The sequence below is a fragment of the Paenibacillus xanthanilyticus genome (assembly GCF_042682185.1).
GTDB classification, from domain to species: Bacteria; Bacillota; Bacilli; order Paenibacillales; family Paenibacillaceae; genus Paenibacillus_Z; species Paenibacillus_Z xanthanilyticus.
Genome location: NZ_JBHUHA010000002.1, coordinates 2,162,325 through 2,182,212 on the forward strand (window position 1 = coordinate 2,162,325; position 19,888 = coordinate 2,182,212).

Here is a 19,888-nt window from a genome sequence, read left to right on the forward strand (position 1 = left end):
AATCCCGAGGGAAGTTGTGGAGGGATTGCGGGAGAGAGTGGAGGTGTTGGAGACACCCCGCGAACAGGGTTGAGAGCTGCGCTCCCGCGAAGAACGCCTTCGTGCTTATAGGTGATGCGATTCAGCGTGCCCGCTGTAACGGCAAGAAAGGCCATCCTTGGCGGGATGGCCTTTTCGCATCACAGACTCTAACTTAAAGCAGCTTAATCAGCGCTTCCAGCTCATCAACATATCCTTTTGCAAGTTCAAAATTAGTATCTTTTAACGCCAATTCGATCTTCATTTCAACGGATCTTTTCTTTTGTTCCGTTTCCAGATAGTCTCGATTGAAATGACTCGCATAAATCATCTGTTTGAATTTTTTCATCGTCATTTTTCTAATCGTCTTATCGTCAATGATTAACACATAATCCATACCGTTTACGACCGAATAGAAATCATGAGAAATCATGAGAATCGCGCCTTTATAGTCTGCGATGGCTTTCTCCAGCGCGAGTTGGGCATAGGTGTCGAGATGGCTTGTCGGTTCATCAAGAAGCAATACGTTGGCTTGACTGGCGGCAATTTTAGCCAATTGAAGCATGTTTTTTTCGCCGCCCGATAAAGAGGCGATCTTCTGATTAACGGTTTCTCCTTCAAAGCCATAGTTTGACACATACGCTCTAACCTCGTCATACGTGTTAAACCCGGCCTCGATGAATTCTTCGAGTATCGTATTCGAATCCGTTAGCATTTCGCCTTGAAGCTGAGATAAATACGCCACTTTCGCGTCCGGATGTATTGCAATGGAATCCTGATGATTTTGAAAGATATCGCGGAGTAACGTCGTTTTCCCGGTACCGTTCGCACCAATAATGGCGACTTTATCCGTCGATTTGATCTCAAAGTTAACGTTGTCTAAAAGCAATTCATCAAAGGCAGCACGATAATTCGTGACCTTTACAACCGTGGCGTCTTCTTCCATTTCATGATTCATGCCAAAACGAATCGTCGGCTGCTTGATATCCACGAATGGCGCTTTAATTCGACGCGCTTCCAATCGTTCTTGAAATCTAACTCTCGCTTTCAACGCTCGCCCTCTGGAAGCGTCTGAATTATAAGTGGCGATCACGCGAAGATTATGAATGATCGTATCGTTTCGCTCCATCTCTTCTTGTTCCGCGACTGCAAGTTCCTGCAGCTCAATCTTCGTCTGCAGCAAGGAGAAGTTGTACTCGATGTATCGCCCGTCGAACTCTTGGATCTCCCTGTTTTCCAGGTGGATGATTTTGTTGAAACAATGATTCAATAGATAGCGGTTGTGCGTCACGACGAGCAGCATGCCTTTGTGCGCATTAATTAGTTTTTTCAGCGCATTGAGGTTGTCGAAGTCTAGAAATACATCCGGTTCGTCCATGATCATGAGGTCGGGACGATTCAGCATTTCCTTCATCACTTGAATCAGTTTGAATTCCCCGCCGCTCAGGTCCGCTACCTTCGTATCTCTTCGCTTCATGAGGTTGGCTAGATTGAGCTGCTTATGAATGTGACTTTCAAAATCCTCCCCACCCATGGCCTCCCATGCGTCTAATGCGAGTTGATACTTTTCCAGCAGCGGTTCGATGTCTGTTGACGTTTCCATTTCCGTGCAAATCGATTGAATGTCCTGTTGAATCTGTATAAATCGTTCGCCTATATATTCAAAAACCGTTGGCTCTTTCGTGTTGTCTAGTTCCGAGAACTGACTGACATAGCCAATTGTACAATCGGGGTCTATCTCCAATTTGCCATCGAACAGATATCGTTCCGGATCCATCAGCATATCGATCAATGTACTTTTCCCGCTGCCGCTTGCTCCGATAAAGGCGCAATGTTGGGCTTCTTCCAACGTAAAGGAAATGTCGTGATAGAGTTCTTTTTGCGGAAATGAGAAGGACAAGCGTTCAACTTTTATCATTGTGTACCCTTTCTTGATAACGAGTGTAGGGATTGTCATGAGATGTTTTTGCGGAAGAGAGGTTTAAGTTTACCGTTGTTAGCGTAACACCGTTTACAACCAACTTCAATCGATTTGTACCCCTTCCAAATCCTTCCCCTTGGAGCCTGTTCTTTGTCGGATCGGATAAAATTCAAGGGAATTTCAGTTTGGCTAACCGCTCTTCCAACATTATGCGCAGTTCATCGGGAATCCGCTCATACTCGACCCCTTCCCCCAAAAACAATAGCCAATCCGCATAATACGCCAGCGCCTCCGCATCGGACACATCCAATTGAACATGAAAAATCCCGCTCGACTGGAACATCCCGGTAAGGGACAGCACGATTCCCGGCGGGTGCATGCGCTTAAAGCGCCGAATCCCGGTCGCATCCAGCTTCACGACAAGATTGGACGCCCGTGCGCGAAGCCGTTTTTTATTTAGAATCTCCTGCTCAGACCATTTCATTTTCTGCTCGGAAATGGCCGAATCCCGCAGCATCTCAACAGGCAAATAACGAAACTCGTCCGTATCCAAATCATACACCTCGGCCAGCCACTGCGCGTTCGAGTTGAAAATATGCAGCAAAAAAACGTCCATCAACTGCGGCCAGCCGGGACTCAGCTCATAGGTCAAGCGCAAGTGCTTATCCCGCACGGCAAGCGAGATCAGTTGATTCAGCTCCGGGGGCGCCGCATCATCGAGCTCCAGAAGATTCGGATTCGCAGGATTCGTATTCTCAAAAAGCACGATATGATTCAGCTCGATCAGCTCGTCTTGCTGGGTTTGCGACGCGATGCCAATCAGCTTCTCCGTGATCGAGCGGCGATTTTGCAGATAAGGCAGCTGCGAATTTTTCGAGGCGATAAAGCTGATAAAAATCGCTTTCAGCTCTTCCGGCGTGAAGCGGACGGCAGGCAAATACTGATTTTGCAAGACATAGTAGCCGCCGCCGCGCCCAAGCTCGGTCGTCAGCGGAAAACCCAGCGCCTGAATCTCCGTAATGTCGCGAATCGCCGTCGCGCGGGAAATCTTGAACTCCCGCTGAATCTCGGCAATCGTAAAATGCGCGCGGTTATTGATATAGCGCATGATGAGGTTAATTCGTTCGGTTTTCTTCATGGTCCATAAATAGTATCATTTTTTGATACATTTGACCAATAGAATCAATTTTGTAAACCAAAACCTCAAAGGAGCGATCAAGATGTCAAATTACTCCATTCAATCCATCTCGGAAAACTACAAAATGACGGCTTTCGGTGTTACACTGGAAGACTACAACGATTGGGCAGGCAATGCGGCAAAAACGGCAGCGAAAAAAGCTGAAATCACGGAAAACGGCAAGCTTGCCGAACTGCTCGCGCTCGCCGACGGGCAAGAATATCAAATCAACTACAGCCTCGGCGGCAAGGCTTGGCGGGGCTTCGGCGTGATGGGCGAGTTCGATCTGGAAGGCGCGGTCGTCCTTGATTTCCTCGCCGGCGACTACCTCGTCGTGCCTGGCACAGGCGCTGACAAAGACGGTCTCGCTGACGAGATCACAGGCCACGTTTTCGGCGGGATGTTGCAGCAAATCACAGACTACAGGTACGTGGGCCCGGGTAACGCCACCTTCGTCAAAGCAGCTGATCATGGCGAATATTACGGCGAAATGTGGCTTCGCGTAAAAAAAGTCGAAGGCTAATCTCTCGGATGAAGGAGCGCTCGCATGACCGATTACACGATTGAACGCAAAAAATCATTCACCTTGACCGCTTATGGGTTCTCCATCCGGTCGAACTTCCAAGACATGTCGGCTTTGCAAAAGGAAAAGGCCGCGTTTTGGGGCAAACTCAAGGCCGATGGACGTTTTGATAAGCTCAAAGACGCCGCAAAAAACGATCGCGAATGGTCGGTCAACGAGGTTTATCAAGGCAAACCGTGGAATTATTTTGCGGTAGAGGCTGGAAAATCCGTGGGTGACGCAACGCGCATCATCGAGTTTCCCGAGAGCGAGTATATCGTGGTCGCGGGAACCGGGGAGAAAGAAGCTTTGTTTGATCAGCTGACTTACCTGGCTTTTGGCGAAGTTTTGTCCCACATCACGGATTATGCCTACATTGGCGGTCCCAACGCAACGTATCGCAAAGCTAACGGCGACGGTACGTTCTACGGCGAATTTTGGGTGCCTGTGGTGAAGCGATAAGGATTCGGTGGTTTGATGGACACAAAAAAGAAAGCTAGGCCATCTTTCCGTGAGATGGCCTTTCTTTACATTCTTGGAATCTCCCTCCCTCTATTCGTTTGTATATATCCCTTGGTTTTTCGAAAAGATTTCGCCACACAAGAGTTGTCGTCGGCAACAATGACCTTGATTTTCATCTCGGATCACTTTCCGTTTTCATTTTTCCCGGCGCAGTTCTTCAAATTGCCCCGCATCACGTCGGGGCTCATGTACTTGCTGCGCCTATTCAATCTTTTCTCACGGGTAATCACTACCAGAGCAATTCGTCGTTGCTTAAATTTGCCTTACCTTGAGATATCAACATTCAGACTGTTCGTGAAGCCTTATAAAACACGTCCCCGTGCATATGCTGGATTCTGCCCCAGTTGGCGGGATTGGTCGTGTCTGGAGAGCGGTTCTCCAGAATGGCCTGATACAGAACTGTCTTCTCTTCCAAATGGGCTACGTGCAGTTTGGCTTCTTCGAGCTTAGCGAGCGCAGCTTCTTTATGCGCCATCATGAGCGTGTAGCGCTGCGGAATGGTCGAGTCCCCTTCGAGACATAAATCGATATACATTTTAATGACCTCGATCGGCATCCCGGATTGCTTGAGGCATTTGATCCCATGCAGCCAGTTGATCGATTCTTCGTCGAATAATCGGATATTATTCTCATTGCGCTGTACGCTTGGCACCAGCCCTTTATCCGTGTAAAAGCGGATGGCGTGCTCGGTGAGTCCCGTGATCTGAGCGGCTTCTTTGACCGTGTGCATGTGAAAGCCTCCTTGAAAAAAGAATAACAGCCTCTTGCCTTCGTGTAACACGAAGGTACTACGCTTATTGTAAGGCAACCGAGCCGCAATCGGAATTCCAGCTCCAGCCCCAGATTTCCGGGATACGCACCGGTTGCTGCTAACTATTTGACACTAGGAGGAATCGCAATGCAAACTGTAACGTTGAACAACGGCGTGAAAATGCCGATCCTAGGCTTCGGTGTGTACCAGATTCCCGATGCCGAAGAGTGCGAGAACGCGGTGTACGAGGCGCTGTCGGCCGGTTACCGCTTGATCGACACCGCCGCCGGTTACCTTAACGAGGAAGCGGTCGGACGCGCGATCAAGCGCAGCGGCTTACCGCGCGAGGAGCTGTTCATCACGACCAAGATCTGGGTTCAGGATGCCGGCTACGAGCGTGCCAATCTAGCGTTTGCCAAATCCCTGAAGAAGCTGCAGCTCGACTATCTCGATCTGTACCTAATTCACCAGCCGTTCGGCGATTACTACGGCACTTGGCGCGCGATGGAAGAGCTGTACCGCGAAGGCCAAATCAAAGCCATCGGCGTCAGCAACTTCATGCCGGATCGTCTGATGGACCTCATCGTGCATAACGAAATCGTGCCCGCCGTCAACCAGATTGAAACGCACCCGTTCTACCAGCAGACGGAGAGCGCTGCCTTCTTGAACGAGCAGGGCGTGCAGCATCAGTCGTGGGCGCCGTTCGCTGAAGGACGCAATAACCTGTTTAGCAACGGAGTGCTGACCTCAATCGCGGAAAAACACAACAAATCCGTCGCCCAGATCGTATTGCGCTGGCTTGTTCAACGGGAAGTCGTCGTCATTCCAAAGTCGGTACGCAAAGAGCGGATCGTCGAAAACGTCGACATTTTCAATTTTGCGTTGGATGCGGACGATATGGGGAAAATCTCCGCCCTCGATACGCGGGAGAGTCTATTCTTATCGTACCGCGATCCGGAAGTCGCCAAGATGATGGGAAACTGGAAAGTCGAGCTGTAATCCTTGGTCCGGTTTCTCCATGAAGAAAGGACAGGGCGAGTGCCGCTGTCCTTTCTTGTTGGATCAATCATCAATTCGAGTCTCTGCACCCTAGCCGCTTACAACCGGCAGAAAAACGAAGAAGGTTGTCCCTCGACCCGGACTGCTGGAAACCTCGATATCTCCGCCGTGGTCCTGAACGATTTTCTTACTTATTGAAAGTCCCAAGCCAGTTCCGTCCGCCTTTGTCGTAAAAAACGGGTTAAAGATTTGCTTCATGTCCTGTTCCCGGATTCCCATTCCCATATCCCGCACTTCAACAACTACTCTGGACTCTTCTTTTGACAGCTTCAGCGTAACTGTACCGTTACCGCTCTTAGCCTCCGCTTCAAGCGCGTTATTCACGATGTTTACAAAAACTTGCACCATCTTACTCATATCGATCCGAACTTGTGTATCCGACTTATCAACAATATACGCGAGCTCCAGTCCCAAATCGGCCACCTTCGGTCCCGTCAGGAACACGACCTTCTGTAAGCATTCATGCAGGGAGTGTATGCCGTACGAAGAGGGATCCGGCTTAGAAAACTGTAGAAATTCCACTGTCAGCTTGTTCATACGGATGATTTCGTCGATCATGAGACCATACCAAGGCTCAATGTTGTACTGACGCTGCTTCGAATGCTGCAGGAACCCTCGAAGAATCGCAAGCGGATTTCTGATTTCATGCGCAAGGCCTGCCGCCAGTTCTCCCACCAACCGCATTTTCTCATGCTCGAACATCATCTCTTCCCTCTTCATTGCTTCCTTCAGCGCATTCTTTTGACGCTCCATTTCGACGATATATTGGATAATCAGTACAACCGCAAGCGAAGTTAGAAAATCCGAACCGGAGGCGAGCAAGCTATAGGAACTGAAAGGGGTATAGGAGACGCGAATAATCGTATAAAGAAAAATAAATCCGAAGCCGAGAAGCACAGCTTTGATTGTCCCTTGGACTTGTTGGTATAGTACCTTCGTCAGTAGAATAATGTAAATCGTAAAGCACCAGTTTAGCTGGCTGACTTCATGAAAGCAAACCAGAAGAAGAACCTGAGCAATTGTCATCCGCAACGGCCAGTTTGAAAAAGCCTTCTCTATTATAATACTGAATGTGAACATGATACCTAACGCGATAAGTAGGAGACTGTTCAGTTGTTTGCTCATAGAGATGGAAGCGACGACCACGAAACCTATGTATAAAGGTAAAACAACATGATACATCAATCGAAAAAACATGTTAGTCTCCTAGAAAATTTTCTATGTCTCCATGTCATGTATAAATTCGACAAAATCAACGTTTATCCTTCCCTTTACTTCGCTCTACATATGGTACGGCTCCGTAACACCTAACAAGCAAACATAATATGTTATAATGGACAACATACGCGAAGCAGTCGACGAGGCCTGCATGTTCGATTGACCAATATTTTCGAAATGTCCAAGCGGCCCCCGATTGATGGGGGTCATTTTTGTTTTTATTTTCGCCTCATTTGTGATACGGTTCCCCGCGATTAATCTTAAAAACGCCCGCTTACTGGCTAGCTTCTGCTTGCATTTGGTTTTGCTATATTCACCTAACCCGCACCCCAAAGCGATGCACCGCCCCCGGCAGCCCACTAAACGCCAGCTTCCCTTCCCCAATCAAATGCCACAGCCGCTCCTGCAAAAAGGAATCCCCCAAAGCCTGCCGCTCGCGTTCGAGCAAGCGAACCAGCAGCGTCCCTGCCTTCACGTACGCCCCATCCTCGCTCGTCCCCGCCTGCAGCTCCGCCACCGTATTAAGAATCACCTCATCCAATTCATCCACCGCACAGCTAACAATCCGGCCGTCCCTCCATAAGCGCAGCGCCTCCTGCCCCCTTGCAAGCTCCAGCCACTCCGCTTCATAACGTCGCCGCTCTTCCTCTCCCAACAACGGCAGCTCAATGCTCCGCCGGACCAACTCCACATACTGCTCACGCGCCATCTGCCCCTGCGCAAAAGGTGGCTCGAACCGTCCGCCTTCATCCCCGAACGCCTCCACGAACATTTCCGACACGTTCGCGATTCTGATCGCCTGCTTCCGGCCTCTCAGGAGATGAAGCACAAATCGCACCCCCGTCTGGTCGTGAGCATTGTCCGCACACCAGATCGTGATCGTCTTGCTCGCCGGAATCGCATAGATCGTCTCCAGCATGCGCCCTATTCGATGGTCTCGGTTATTCGAAAGCCGGAAGCCTAGTTCCGGTATATGCTGCATGAGCCAAAGCTCCCGATGCTGCTGACCCTCCTTCGTGTCCAACCGCCAGATCGGCGCAATGGAGAATTGCTCGTCGAAGGCGAGCACCTGGCTCTCCTCCCGCATCCCGAGCTTGCTCAGCGTCACCTTCAACGACCCGGCATCGGACATGCTGAACACGAGGTGCACGTTCCGCCGCGTTGCATCGGTTTTCGCCACTATCCCTTGCGATTGCTCTACAGCCCGATCCGCGAGCTCCAACAGATCGTCCGCCAGCGTCAGCCGCTCCGTCTCCCCTGCCGCGGCGGCATTCTCCGCCAGGTCCACCATGTCGCGAAGCAGCCGCCGCATCTCCATCTGCTCCAAACCGTCCAACCGCGATTTCATGCCTTGATCCATCCGTTTCCCTGCCTTTCGCGCTCTCCGATTCCCCGCCTTCAGAAGCCGCATACATATTTACCATTTGCCTACTACATTCGCCCCCCGACTTCCCGAATCCTCCGCGCATCGACTAAGCCCCCTTCCCTCCCCATATCTCTTTTTCGTCAACATGCCTCCTACTACGCCTCTCTAGCCCCGCCTTCGCTAACACGCAATCTCCCCAACACGCAACAAAGGCAGCCCCACTGGAGCTGCCTTAACCTACACTTCCTATCCCACTCACGCTCTCCCCGCCAAAAAACCCGGCAGCTCCTCCTCCGACAACACGCGAATCTCATTCCGCGCCAGCAGCGCCGTCGTCACGCCATCCCCCGACACTCGCACGCCCGCGAACGTGCCGTCGTAGATCATCCCGCTGCCGCAGGACGGGCTATTCGCCTTCAGCACGACGACCTCCGCGCCCGCTTCGCGCGCCTGCCGCAGCGTCTCGTATGCGCCTTTCACATACAGCGCCGTCACGTCCTCCCCGGATCGCGTGACCACTTTGGCCCGCCCGTCCAGCACGTCATGTCCGTCGCCGCCCTGGATCTCCGCCGGCTCGCGCGGGATGGCGAGGCCGCCGAGCAGCTCCGGACACACGGTAGCCGCCTGCCCGCTTCCGATCAGCTCCGCGATCGCGTCATCCAAGCAATCCGTGCCATTGTAACGCACCTTGAGTCCTGCCAAACAAGAGCTGACCAGTATCACACCGCCGCCTCCCTTTTACAAAACGTTAGTTATTCACGATCTATCCACATGTGGACTTGTGGATATTGTCGATGAAGCTGTGGATGAGCGTTCGGCCCCGCCCAGCTTGAACACGATGACGCCGCCGATAATGACGAGCACCCCGATCAGCTGCTTCGGCGTGAACGGCACCCGCTCCAATCCGAACAGCCCGAGCGAATCCCAGACGAGCGCGCAGAGGAGCTGGGCCGTCAGCGCGATGGCGATCGCGTACGTCGGTCCGAGCATCCGAATGCCTTTGACGAGACAGGTCACGACCCCGACGCCGATGATGCCGCTGAAGTAGAACCACGTCTGCATCCCTTCGACCTGGAACATGGCTTTCCCTTCGAATGCAATCCCGAACGTCAGCGACGCGAGAAAACCCATCCCCAAGACGAGCGTCGTCGTCGCCCACGATCCCGTCCGTTCGTTGACCTTGCTGTTGAAAATATTTTGCACGCTCACCAGCGCCCCCGCGGTCATCGCGAGCAGCAATCCGAGTATCATCTTCGTTCCCCCACTTATTCATATATATTGCGATCGGCGGCCTTTGCCTGCAGCCCCGCTTTATCCTTTACCACGAGATGGCCATGTTCCCGTTCAATCAATCCTGCTTCGATAAATTGCTGGATGACCCGGTTCAAATGCCGGTAGCTCGTGCCCATCAAATTCGCCGCGTCCTTCACCCGGCGCACCGGCAGCCGCCCGTGGAAGGCCGTATCCGTCTCGTCGAAGCAGACCGACAGCAGATAGCTGGCCAGCCGCACCTCGACCGGGTACAGCAAGTTGAGATTCGTCGAGCTGGACTTGACCAGGAACTTGCGCGTCAGGATGCGAAGCAGAAAATCCAGCAGCGGCGCGTGATCATGCCCGTATTTGCGCAGCCACTTGTGCGGAATCGCGATCGCATGGATCGTCCCGACCGCCTCCACCGTATTGTGAACATCCGTCTCGCTGAAATACTCCAAGTCCCCGATCACTTCAAGCGGCGTCTTGAAGCAGAGCACCAACGTCCGGCCTTCCGCCGTGTTCGTATACACCTTCAGCTTCCCTTTCACCAACACGAACAGCTCCTCGATCCGCTCGCCTTGGACGCACACCAGCTCCCCTTGCTCGAACCGGCGGAGCGACATATGGGGAATGAGCGCCTCCGGGAATACCCGCGCCAGCTCCGGATCCCGCAAGTAATCGTGCAGCAGCCGCGAGTCCAACGATTCCGACATTCCGCGCGCCTCCTTCATCTCCTCGATCTGTTTACACGCTCAAAATCACGACGCCTGCGATCATCATCCCGATGCCCGCGAAATGCGGCCAGCGCATGCGCTGCTTCGCCACGCCGAACCAGCCGTTGCTGTCAATGGCGAAGGTCAAGCCCAGCTGCGCGATCAGCAGCGACGCGCTCGAGATCGTCACGCCGATCAGGCCAATGGCTTTTACGTTGCCGAAAATAATCAATGCCGCAAATGCGCCGCCGAACAGATAGCCCGGCTTCACCCGCCCGTAATCGCGGAGCTTGCCGTCGCGCACGAGCAGCAGCATGATCAAGGCCACGACGAAACCGGTAAACTGCGTCAGCGCCGCCGCCTGCCACGTGCCGATCGATTGGCTGATCTGCGCGTTCGCGACGCCCTGCAGCGTAATGAAAGCCCCGCCTAAAAATGCAAATATAGCGCCCATGTTGTTCATTCACCTCATATTATAAGTTGCTTCACTTATTAAAAGCGATTCGAAGGCGAAGGGAAAGGACATATGTCCTTTCTCCCCCGAATTCCGCTTAAACATGCTTGTACGCCAAAAAAGCACCCTAAAGGGTGCTCAGAAAAGAACCTTCCGCCCCGCGGACGAGCAGAACCAATCAAGACCCTCGCGAATACGCTATGAATATAGCAATCGGGAGGTGTTAAGATTGACGAAATTACTAGATGCGCGCACGTCCCAGAACGCCAGCTTCGCGGACTCCATCAGCATCCCGCTCGCGGCGAATACGCCCGCCGTCATCGGCATCGTCGGATTGAATGTCACGGGCGCTGGAGACCTCATCCGGGTGATCCTGAACGGAATCGCCACGCTTAGTCTGCCGAGCGAGATTCCGCCGGGCGAAGTGGTTCTCTTGGCCGTCGTCCGCGGGACGGGAACGGACGAGACGGTTGTCGGGAACGAAGCGATTCCGCTCACCGCGCTGGATACGGGCGTGAAGATTCTCAACATCACCATCTCCGACTACAACGTGCCGTATCCGCCGTCGAATGAACTCGTCTACTCGCTCGTTTTATTTTCAACCATCGGATGCCTTCGCGTCGGACCGGAGAGCTTCAATGCGGCCGCTTACTCGGATTAGCCCTGCCCCTCATTCAACCTGGGCGCCGCCTCGACGCGAAACACAGAAGCGGCAGCCCTATTGGCTGCCGCTCGCTTTTGCTTTACGCCTTCTTGCTCCCCGACCCGAAGCCGATGATGTATCCGTCGATATCCCGGATCGCAAACTCCTTCCATACGCCCCATTCGTGCTCGGTCACGAATGGCTCCGTCACGATGAGAGCCCCATGCCCCTTGAACTCCGCGAACAGCGCATCAAGCTCCTCGTGCGTCCGCATGTACGCGTAGGTGTTCCATGTCCCCTTATTCGGCCGGACGTCCGCGGGATCGGCCGCCTGGATTAGCTTGAACCCGAGCCCGAAATCGTCCCGGATCGCCCAATGCTCGTTCACTTCGCAGCCGAGCGCCTTCTCGTAATACATCTTGGACCGCTCGAAATCAGACACGAGCAGGACGGTCAGCGAATTCTCAATCTTGGCTTTGACGATCGTCATCGGCTAATCACTCCTTATGGGAAATAAACCCATTAACCAGAATAACCGAATGTATGTTCGCTTGTAAAGAACATTCTACTCCACCGTAACGTTCACCGGCTCCGACCGGACCTCCTTCGCCTGCTCCGCGCCTCCATCCTTGACCCGGAATTGGGCCAATGCCACGATTTCATAACGGCCCGCCGCAAGCGTGAGCTCGTCCAGCCGCGGGAGTACGTGCGCCTCCGAGTCGTACCGGTACGTTTCCCCGGGTTTCAGCGTGATCATATAGCCGATCCCATTCATTATTCGATCCCCGACTGCGGGTTGAACGGGATTACCTTGCGCATCCACGACCTCGAACGCAAACAGATCCGCGCCATGATGGATCGTGCGCGACTGCTTGTCTCTATTGGTCAACGTCCCCTGTACCCGAAACTTCTCGCCGGCCCGAATCGATTCCGGAACCTCGATCCCGACCGCGATACCCGCAGCTTCCGGCTCCTTCATGTCCGAACGCGAACAGCCGGCTACGAGGACGACGGCCAGCACCACGAGCATAGCCGCCATGGGGAACGGCAATTTTTTCATCCGATGCACGCTCCTCTCTGGTAAACATCCATTCCTCTGATTCTTCGTACTCCACCTATCGCCGATCATCATCCATACTTTACCATAAATCCCCCAACCCTGTCGCAATCGCACGGTACTAGGGGTTGAACACCGCCCCGCTGTTGCGAACATCCCGCAGCTCCCGGCACCGCTCGCACGCCGGCGATACAACACGTGCCGAACCAAAAAAGGAGCGCAGCCGCAATTCGGCCCGCTCCCTTCCTTCCTGACTTCGACGCTGCTGGGGCGTCATCCGCTCCGCGGCGCGGCTTCATCCCCATGGGCTCCGCGCAACGCTACCGCCTCGGGGTTGACGACGAACGTCTCCTCACTCGCGCCCTTCTCCTTCTGAGCGCACGCTCCCCCGCCGGCCGACCTCCTCCTGCTCATCGGCATACCACGGATTCAGATGAACCAGCACTTCCTCGATCCCGTCCATCTGCGAGGCGATCGCCTTCTTGATCGACCGCGACACATCGTGCCCCTGCTGCACGCTCAACTGCGCCGGGATGCCGACGCGGACGTCGACGATCATGTAATGGCCGTGCTCCCGCGCTCGAATGCGGTCGATCCGCTTCACTTCGGGCACGCCCAGCACCAGCTGCGTAATTTCCTCCAGCGTCTCCGCGCTGACGTTCTTCTCCATGAGCACGTCGATCGAGGTCCGCCCCATATGAATAGCCAGCCGCACGACGAAATACGCGACGACGATGCCGGCGAGCGGATCGCCGTACATCAGCCACCGGATGCCGTAATAATCGCCCGCAAGCGCCATGCTGATCCCAAGCACCGCCGCCAGCGACGCGTAGACGTCAGCCAGGTGATCGTAGGCAGTGGCGATAAGACCGCTGCTGTTTATTTTGCGCCCGATTCGCATCGTGTACAGATACAGCCACTGCTTCCAAACGAGCGAGATCGCCGCCGCGACCAGCACGAGCAAGCTGGCTTCATGCGCCGGCTCCATCAGTGCCTGCACGGAGTGGTAGCCCATGAACAAGCCCGCCAGAATCAAAATGACGGCGACGATGCCCGCTCCGATTACCTCCGCCTTGCCATGTCCGTATGGGTGATCCTCGTCGGGCGGCCGCTTCGAGATCATCATCGAGATGAGGGCAGCCGCAGTCGCGCATACATCCCCCGCGTTGTGGATGCCGTCGGCGATGAGCACCTGACTGCCGAACAGCAGCCCCACCACCAGCTTCATGACCGTCAGCACGACGTTGCTGACCAGGCTGACCCAGATGGCGACGGTCGATTGCGTTTGCATTTGCGATGAATCCATGATCGTTCCGTTGCCTCCTGCTTCTCTATCGCACGGGAAATGCCATCTCCCGCGGCACTCGAACCATTATACAGAAGCGGTTTCGTGTGGGTCTAGAGAAACAGTGTTGCCCCCTCTTAGAACTGTTCGACCGGGGAAATAGAGTTTGGAGCGGTGAAGAGAGTTGAGTCGGGGCAACTTGTCCAGGAATAGGGAGCACGCAAGCGCCGTCCCTAGTGTTTCAGGAAAAAGGTATTCGAAAAACGATCACCCAAAAAGCCGCCGCCCCTAAAGTGAACAGGTACGCCCACAAGGGCCGCATATGATGCAGCAGCATCAGCAAAAACATCATGACATTGAACAGCATCGACCACCCTAGCGTCCAACCGTGATCATACGCCATATAGGTCGTCTTTACGTACACCCACTCGCCGATCACGAACGCGGCATACCACTTGAGCACATACAACAGTTTCGCGTACAGACGGCTTTCGTTCGGGTAACGGGATAAGTAGAAGAGCGCGGTTGCCGGCAAAAAGACGAACGTATAGCCATAATCCGTTAATAATTGATGATGAACCGGCCATTTCGGAACATACGTCCACAAGCGATAGCGACCGCATATGCACTGATAGAGCAAATCGCAGGCCGCAACGTACAGCATCGTGGGCTGAAACTCCCGCCAGCGGCGATATGTTTTGTACCGCCAATTCAACCAAACCATGAAAGCCGCCATTCCCACATGCATGCTTGGAAGCCCCTTTGCGTCAGGTACCGAACGAGAACTATTATGCGCAATTTCCGGCGCTTTACGCACCAACGCGAATAAGACCCGGAACGCGACCTTGGAGGTCCATTGGGCCACAAATGGCATGGTCGGCTAAAGGCGGTAGGTTTAAATATTGAATATTGATGGGTTTAATGATGGACGAGTTTAAGGTTTAACGGGGTTAATGTTGGTCGAGATTCATATTGAACGGGCTTAATATTGAACACCCTCTGCCTTGGCGTTCCTCACCCAATCGGCGAGCCGCTTGTCCTTCCCTTTGCTCAGCACTCTATCCCCGATGCTCATGAACGTCATCAACTCCTGTTTCGTCAGCATCGAGAATTCGATCGGGAAATCCTTCGTCGCTTTGACGTACGCGACCAGGTCCATATACTTCTGCTTTCCGGCCGGCGTAATCGTCACGTATTTGTTCTTCGATTGTGTCCGGTCGTAGCTCATGTCGAGCCACCCGCGATCAAGCAGGGTCTTCAGCAATCGCGTTACCGTCGAGATATGCCAGCTGCCGAGCTGACTGATTTGGGACACCGTCAAGGCGCCCGGCTGCGTCGACAGGATGAACAGAATCATTTGCTGCGCGGGCGTTATGCCGAACTGCTTGCCCATCTCTTCCCATTCCTCTTCCACATACGCATACAACGCGCGAATCATCAGCAGAAACTGCTGCCGTACCAGAAGATCCACCCGGCCACCTCATTTGTATCGCCAACTGTAGTTACATTGTGGCCATCCAGCGTTCCTTGTATGCAAGTCTTCTTCTGTTGCGGCATACGAAAGTCCCGATCAACATCGAGACTTTCATTGCGCTTGCCGACCGAGCGACGGCATCAGAGTCAGAGGAACGTGTCGGAGATCGAGCGGAAGTCTTGCGGGTCGCCTACCATCGAACGGGCGATGGTCAAAAAATCGGCGATTCCGATCTCGAAATGGCCAAAACGGAATTGATGCCCCCAATTGCGATTGCCGCGCGTGAAGGAAAGCTGTTGCAAGAGATCGGCAATCTTTACTTCCTGGCAGGAGATAAAGTTCACCTCTCGGCGGAATGGCACAAACGTGTCAGACATCCGATACTCGTAAACATGCTCGCCCGCGACTTGCCCGATGGCGGTAAAAGCTTGAAGCGGCTTTCCATTCGTCATGTCCGTGCGCGGCGAGTAGTAGACGAACCCATCACCGGCACGCATTCGGCGTAAAGGAGCGGCTTTCCCGTGACAGACTTGCACGAATCCCCCCGTAACAGCCCGCTCCACATGCGAAGCAGATACAACGCCAACCCAGCAGCGGCGTTGCTGATTTTTCACGTTCGACATTTGTCCTCCCCCTTCCGATTCATGTCGTGAATCATGTTGCTCATCCACTTAGCCTCTATCGTGCTTATAACCCGAGTATAAAAAAACGCTGCTGACAACAGCATGTCAGTAGCGTTTTCAGGTAATAAAAACTCTCCGGAACCCTCGTTCCCTACTTTGCCTCAAGGCCCTTGAAGTAGACAGGTTCGATCGAATGCGTTAATCTAAGGGACACGACAGCAACCAAGGGAGGCGTTCGGCATTGGCAAAAGATATCCGTTCCCGTATTGAGATCGACCAAATCAACTGTGAAAAAGAACTCACGCTCGCTCTAATCGGCGGTAAGTGGAAGCTCATCATTCTCTGGCATCTCGGCATCGAGGGCACGAAGCGGTTCAGCGAGCTCCAGAAGCTCCTTCCCACGATTACGCAGAAGATATTAACCAACCAGCTCCGGGAGCTGGAAGAAGACCGGCTGGTCGAACGAACGGTCTACCCTGTCGTTCCGCCGAAGGTAGAATATAAGTTGACGGCCCACGGCGAAAGCTTAGTGCCCATTCTAAAGCTGATGTACGAGTGGGGTAAAGGTTATGGCGAGCAAGTGCTCGGCCGAGACTCCGTGCCGGCGGCCGTACCGCTGTGAATTTGGCTTATTAACCGTATCGCTCAAGCAAGCAGATCCCGCATGGGGTCTGCTTTTGTGCATCCCTAAGTTTCCTGGAGGATACGGACTTACTTGAAAGTGCGTACTTCTTAATTGTTCAGGTATGCCCTACTATGAATCCATCGCCGTTTAACATCGTTTAACAACATGGATTAAAGGAGAGAGGCTAAATATGAAACTGCAACTGGCATTGGATTTGGTGAACATCGCGGAGGCCAAACAAGTGGTGAAGGAGGTCGCGCCGTACATCGATATCGTGGAGATCGGCACGCCGGTCGTCATCAACGAAGGGCTTCACGCCGTCAAGGCGATCAAGGACGAATTTCCGTCGCTGCAAGTACTCGCCGACCTGAAAATCATGGACGCTGGGGGCTACGAGGTCATGAAAGCGTCTGAAGCGGGCGCGGATATCATTACCGTCCTCGGCGTATCGGACGATGCGACCATCCAGGGCGCCGTCGTTGAAGCGCGTAAGCAAAACAAGAAGATCATGGTCGACATGATTAACGTGAAGGATATCGCCGGTCGGGCGCAAGAGATCGATCGTCTCGGCGTAGACTATATTTGCGTCCACTCGGGCTATGACCACCAAGCAGCAGGCAAAAATTCATTCGAGGATTTGGCCACGATCAAGCGCGTCGTGAAGCAGGCGAAGACGGCGATCGCCGGCGGCATCAAGCTCGAAACGCTGCCCGAGGTGATCCGCGCGCAGCCGGATCTCGTAATTGTCGGCGGCGGCATTACCAGCTCGGAAGACAAGCAGGCGGTCGCCGCTCAAATGCGGCGGTTGATCAAGCAAGGTTAACGCGATGCGGATGCTAACCGCTGCATCGTCCATTTTACAAGAGCTGGAACGGACGCTTCAAGGCGTCCGGCCGGACGAAATCGCGGCGCTTGCGGAGCGGGTTGCAAGTTCCCAGGCGATATTCGTCGCCGGGGCTGGCCGCTCCGGATTCATGATGCGCGCGTTCGCGATGCGGCTGATGCATATGGGCTTTCGCGCCTATGTGGTAGGGGAGACCGTGACGCCGGGCATTGCCGCAGACGATCTGCTCGTGGTGGGCTCCGGCTCGGGAGAGACCCAAACCCTTGTCGCCATGGCGGCCAAAGCCAAGAGCCTCGGCGCGGTGGTCGCCGTCCTGACCGTTGTGCCGGAGTCGACCTTAGGCCGGCTGGCGTCCGACCGCGTCGTCGTGCCGGCCGCGACCAAGGATGGCGCAGCCGGTACAGCCGCTTCCGGACAGCCAATGGGCAGCTTGTTCGAACAAACGCTGCTGCTCCTGCTCGATACGATCATCATGCATCTGATGGAGAGAAAGGCGCTTGAGGGCGCAGCCATGTTCAGCAATCACGCGAATCTGGAATAGCTCCGATCCGCCGAATAACTTCCAACTCGGCCATCGTCCGTCCGTATCTCACCGGATGGCCCTAGCCCATCCTGGTTAATTAATAAAACCTCAGGTGGAATGACGACGGTACCCCACGGGTCATTCTTAATTTCTTGGGTATCCTCGTTATGTCATTTTCGTTGTTTAAATAACAAGAGTCAGCAGGCCGACGCCGTTTCTTTAACCTATTGATCCCGACGGATACTTAATATGCATCAAGGATTGGAGAGATCATTTACAATCTTGAAGCCATCGAGATCAACGATTGCCACTACAACAGGCGTGCCTGTCGAGATGTAATCCTGATAGGTCTCCTCAAACCGTCTTCGATTGGGAAAACCCGTTAAATGATCTTTATAGGCTAAATTCTTTATTTCTGCTAAATATCGTTTTGAATCAGTAATGTCCTGTGCGATACCGTATACCCCGATAATTTGATTATCTACATAAATGGGAAGATTAATAATATGGGCATGTCTGATTTCACCCGATTTATGGATAACTCTCGTTTCGTAAGCACGATGCTCGCCATATTTAATCACATCCATAAAATTGGACATGGTGTGCGGCAAATCATCAGGGTATATAAAGGTCTTAAAATCAACATGGATCAATTCCTCGAAGCTGTATCCCAATGTTTTCGTCACCATGGGGTTCATACTGTCAAATTTACCTTGAAGATCGAATGAATAGATTAAATTCGAATTATACTCAAATAAGGATCGATACCTTTGTTCGCTCAATGACAATTCAGCTTGTGAATGTATCGAACCCGTGATGTCAATCATGGTTCCATAGACGAATATCTGATCGCCGATGTGTTTATTTATTGTAAAGACTTCGACAAACTTTTTGCTTCCAGTTCGTTCCCGACACTCGATTATAAATTGACCTTGTTCGCATAAATCTGCTTGTTCTGCTAGCATCCTCTTAGTGGTAACACTTACATAAGACTCGGGGGGCATTAAGGGGAGATCGAAGGGTCTCGCACCAGCGTATCGATGTATTCCCAAATCCCTCGTTTTGCCAATGATAAACCGTATAAAGTATCCCGCAGTTGACCGCTTACCATAATTAATTCAGTCTTCCTTGAAAGCAGTAACTTAGATTCCTTACTTGTTTTTGCGGTAACAGTGATATTCTCTCTCATAATATTCCCTGATGGGTCGGATTATTTCGGCCTCAATATCTCCTGAACATATGATAATTTTCGTCATGCTTTCATTATTCTGCATCATCCACTTTGCTACCTGGATACCGTTCAACTTGGGCATATTATAATCCATGATGACGATGTCAGGCAGGCAGCTCATATAAGCCTCCTTAGCCTGAGCTCCGTCTCTACAGCATGCGACAACTTCATGTCCAAGGAAGGACACAACCTCGTTCAACAAAAAGAGAACGCTTTCATTATCATCTGCTAATAATACTCTCGCCATCTTTTCACCCCCCTCTTATTTATGATGTGATGGGACAGGGATTACAACACACATGCGTAACTAGACCACTTAATATCCCAATGTTTATTTGGATATGGAATTGTTTCGGATTACTCGAATCATAGCGCACAATTGTTATCTTGTCGAATCGAGTCGAATTGATTGGGGGCAAAAAACTATCATCAGGGAGATACTCTTCGTGCATTTCAAAGCTCGATATAATCTTTTCGATAGGTTGCAAATAGGTGCTTCCATCTTCACTCCCCCCTCTTTTCACAGACCAAATTCATCCATTCATTGCTTGGATTTTTCATTTCAACT

The 19,888-nt window shown here is 52.7% G+C and carries 25 protein-coding genes; 7 read left to right on the forward strand and 18 right to left on the reverse strand.

What is annotated here, in order from left to right; all coding sequences use genetic code 11:
- Window positions 1–193: 193 nt before the first annotated feature.
- Entirely contained in the window at window positions 194–1,936 is a 1,743-nt protein-coding gene (locus ACFSKT_RS26950; protein WP_377720734.1) for an ABC-F family ATP-binding cassette domain-containing protein, read from the reverse strand.
- Window positions 1,937–2,108: 172 nt separating this feature from the next.
- Window positions 2,109–3,077 carry a helix-turn-helix transcriptional regulator gene (locus ACFSKT_RS26955; RefSeq protein ID WP_377720733.1) on the reverse strand — a complete coding sequence of 323 codons (969 nt, stop codon included), beginning with the start codon at window positions 3,075–3,077 and terminating at the stop codon, window positions 2,109–2,111.
- An 82-nt stretch (window positions 3,078–3,159) separates the two neighbouring features.
- On the opposite strand from ACFSKT_RS26955, the gene ACFSKT_RS26960 reads away from it, so the two are divergent.
- A complete protein-coding gene (locus ACFSKT_RS26960; protein ID WP_377720732.1) occupies window positions 3,160–3,639 on the forward strand; it encodes a hypothetical protein in 480 nt (159 codons plus the stop codon).
- 24 nt (window positions 3,640–3,663) lie between these two features.
- Window positions 3,664–4,140 carry a GyrI-like domain-containing protein gene (locus ACFSKT_RS26965; RefSeq protein ID WP_377720731.1) on the forward strand — a complete coding sequence of 159 codons (477 nt, stop codon included), beginning with the start codon at window positions 3,664–3,666 and terminating at the stop codon, window positions 4,138–4,140.
- A gap of 343 nt (window positions 4,141–4,483) precedes the next feature.
- Here ACFSKT_RS26965 and ACFSKT_RS26970 read toward each other — a convergent pair whose 3' ends face one another.
- Window positions 4,484–4,930, reverse strand: a complete 447-nt coding sequence (locus ACFSKT_RS26970; RefSeq protein WP_377720730.1) for a MerR family transcriptional regulator — start codon at window positions 4,928–4,930, stop codon at window positions 4,484–4,486.
- A 168-nt stretch (window positions 4,931–5,098) separates the two neighbouring features.
- On the opposite strand from ACFSKT_RS26970, the gene ACFSKT_RS26975 reads away from it, so the two are divergent.
- A complete protein-coding gene (locus ACFSKT_RS26975) occupies window positions 5,099–5,950 on the forward strand; it encodes an aldo/keto reductase (RefSeq protein ID WP_377720729.1) in 852 nt (283 codons plus the stop codon).
- A gap of 90 nt (window positions 5,951–6,040) precedes the next feature.
- Here the strand turns inward: ACFSKT_RS26975 and ACFSKT_RS26980 are convergent, their stop codons facing one another.
- The 6 genes from ACFSKT_RS26980 to ACFSKT_RS27005 form a co-directional block, all read right to left on the reverse strand.
- Entirely contained in the window at window positions 6,041–7,207 is a 1,167-nt protein-coding gene (locus ACFSKT_RS26980) for a two-component system sensor histidine kinase NtrB (RefSeq protein ID WP_377720728.1), read from the reverse strand.
- 334 nt (window positions 7,208–7,541) lie between these two features.
- Window positions 7,542–8,576, reverse strand: a complete 1,035-nt coding sequence (locus ACFSKT_RS26985) for a DUF1835 domain-containing protein (RefSeq protein ID WP_377720727.1) — start codon at window positions 8,574–8,576, stop codon at window positions 7,542–7,544.
- Between the two features lie 273 nt (window positions 8,577–8,849).
- Window positions 8,850–9,317, reverse strand: coding sequence for a 2-thiouracil desulfurase family protein (locus ACFSKT_RS26990; protein ID WP_377720726.1), 468 nt, complete (start codon window positions 9,315–9,317; stop codon window positions 8,850–8,852).
- A 33-nt stretch (window positions 9,318–9,350) separates the two neighbouring features.
- A complete protein-coding gene (locus ACFSKT_RS26995) occupies window positions 9,351–9,845 on the reverse strand; it encodes a DMT family transporter (protein WP_377720725.1) in 495 nt (164 codons plus the stop codon).
- Between the two features lie 14 nt (window positions 9,846–9,859).
- Window positions 9,860–10,561 (reverse strand): Crp/Fnr family transcriptional regulator, encoded by a 702-nt coding sequence (locus ACFSKT_RS27000; protein ID WP_377720724.1) that lies wholly within the window; start codon window positions 10,559–10,561, stop codon window positions 9,860–9,862.
- 31 nt (window positions 10,562–10,592) lie between these two features.
- Window positions 10,593–11,015, reverse strand: coding sequence for a DMT family transporter (locus tag ACFSKT_RS27005; RefSeq protein WP_377720723.1), 423 nt, complete (start codon window positions 11,013–11,015; stop codon window positions 10,593–10,595).
- A gap of 229 nt (window positions 11,016–11,244) precedes the next feature.
- Between ACFSKT_RS27005 and ACFSKT_RS27010 the strand changes: the two genes are divergently transcribed.
- Window positions 11,245–11,676, forward strand: coding sequence for a hypothetical protein (locus ACFSKT_RS27010; protein ID WP_377720722.1), 432 nt, complete (start codon window positions 11,245–11,247; stop codon window positions 11,674–11,676).
- Between the two features lie 82 nt (window positions 11,677–11,758).
- Here the strand turns inward: ACFSKT_RS27010 and ACFSKT_RS27015 are convergent, their stop codons facing one another.
- The 6 genes from ACFSKT_RS27015 to ACFSKT_RS27040 form a co-directional block, all read right to left on the reverse strand.
- Window positions 11,759–12,148, reverse strand: coding sequence for a VOC family protein (locus tag ACFSKT_RS27015; protein WP_377720721.1), 390 nt, complete (start codon window positions 12,146–12,148; stop codon window positions 11,759–11,761).
- Between the two features lie 75 nt (window positions 12,149–12,223).
- Entirely contained in the window at window positions 12,224–12,718 is a 495-nt protein-coding gene (locus ACFSKT_RS27020; RefSeq protein WP_377720720.1) for a hypothetical protein, read from the reverse strand.
- A gap of 349 nt (window positions 12,719–13,067) precedes the next feature.
- Entirely contained in the window at window positions 13,068–14,021 is a 954-nt protein-coding gene (locus tag ACFSKT_RS27025) for a cation diffusion facilitator family transporter (RefSeq protein WP_377720719.1), read from the reverse strand.
- A 220-nt stretch (window positions 14,022–14,241) separates the two neighbouring features.
- A complete protein-coding gene (locus tag ACFSKT_RS27030) occupies window positions 14,242–14,748 on the reverse strand; it encodes a CBO0543 family protein (protein WP_377720718.1) in 507 nt (168 codons plus the stop codon).
- A 234-nt stretch (window positions 14,749–14,982) separates the two neighbouring features.
- Window positions 14,983–15,471 carry a MarR family transcriptional regulator gene (locus ACFSKT_RS27035; RefSeq protein ID WP_377720717.1) on the reverse strand — a complete coding sequence of 163 codons (489 nt, stop codon included), beginning with the start codon at window positions 15,469–15,471 and terminating at the stop codon, window positions 14,983–14,985.
- A gap of 149 nt (window positions 15,472–15,620) precedes the next feature.
- The gene (locus ACFSKT_RS27040; protein ID WP_377720716.1) at window positions 15,621–16,097 is read right to left on the reverse strand and encodes an EVE domain-containing protein; all 477 of its coding nucleotides are present in this window, start codon (window positions 16,095–16,097) and stop codon (window positions 15,621–15,623) included.
- A gap of 241 nt (window positions 16,098–16,338) precedes the next feature.
- Between ACFSKT_RS27040 and ACFSKT_RS27045 the strand changes: the two genes are divergently transcribed.
- From ACFSKT_RS27045 to hxlB, 3 genes are all read left to right on the forward strand, one after another.
- Window positions 16,339–16,719 carry a winged helix-turn-helix transcriptional regulator gene (locus tag ACFSKT_RS27045; RefSeq protein ID WP_377720715.1) on the forward strand — a complete coding sequence of 127 codons (381 nt, stop codon included), beginning with the start codon at window positions 16,339–16,341 and terminating at the stop codon, window positions 16,717–16,719.
- A 193-nt stretch (window positions 16,720–16,912) separates the two neighbouring features.
- A complete protein-coding gene (gene hxlA, locus ACFSKT_RS27050; RefSeq protein ID WP_377720714.1) occupies window positions 16,913–17,545 on the forward strand; it encodes a 3-hexulose-6-phosphate synthase in 633 nt (210 codons plus the stop codon).
- Between the two features lie 4 nt (window positions 17,546–17,549).
- Complete coding sequence (hxlB, locus tag ACFSKT_RS27055; protein ID WP_377720713.1) at window positions 17,550–18,107, forward strand: 6-phospho-3-hexuloisomerase; 558 nt, start codon at window positions 17,550–17,552, stop codon at window positions 18,105–18,107.
- 236 nt (window positions 18,108–18,343) lie between these two features.
- Here hxlB and ACFSKT_RS27060 read toward each other — a convergent pair whose 3' ends face one another.
- The 3 genes from ACFSKT_RS27060 to ACFSKT_RS27065 are packed head-to-tail and all read right to left on the reverse strand — an operon-like array spanning window position 18,344 to window position 19,567.
- Window positions 18,344–19,054, reverse strand: a complete 711-nt coding sequence (locus ACFSKT_RS27060) for a PAS domain S-box protein (protein WP_377720712.1) — start codon at window positions 19,052–19,054, stop codon at window positions 18,344–18,346.
- A gap of 38 nt (window positions 19,055–19,092) precedes the next feature.
- Window positions 19,093–19,278 (reverse strand): Ger(x)C family spore germination protein, encoded by a 186-nt coding sequence (locus tag ACFSKT_RS32675; protein ID WP_452472545.1) that lies wholly within the window; start codon window positions 19,276–19,278, stop codon window positions 19,093–19,095.
- Window positions 19,241–19,567 carry a response regulator gene (locus tag ACFSKT_RS27065; protein WP_377720711.1) on the reverse strand — a complete coding sequence of 109 codons (327 nt, stop codon included), beginning with the start codon at window positions 19,565–19,567 and terminating at the stop codon, window positions 19,241–19,243. Before ACFSKT_RS27065 ends, ACFSKT_RS32675 begins: the two co-directional genes overlap by 38 nt.
- Window positions 19,568–19,888 lie beyond the last annotated feature (321 nt).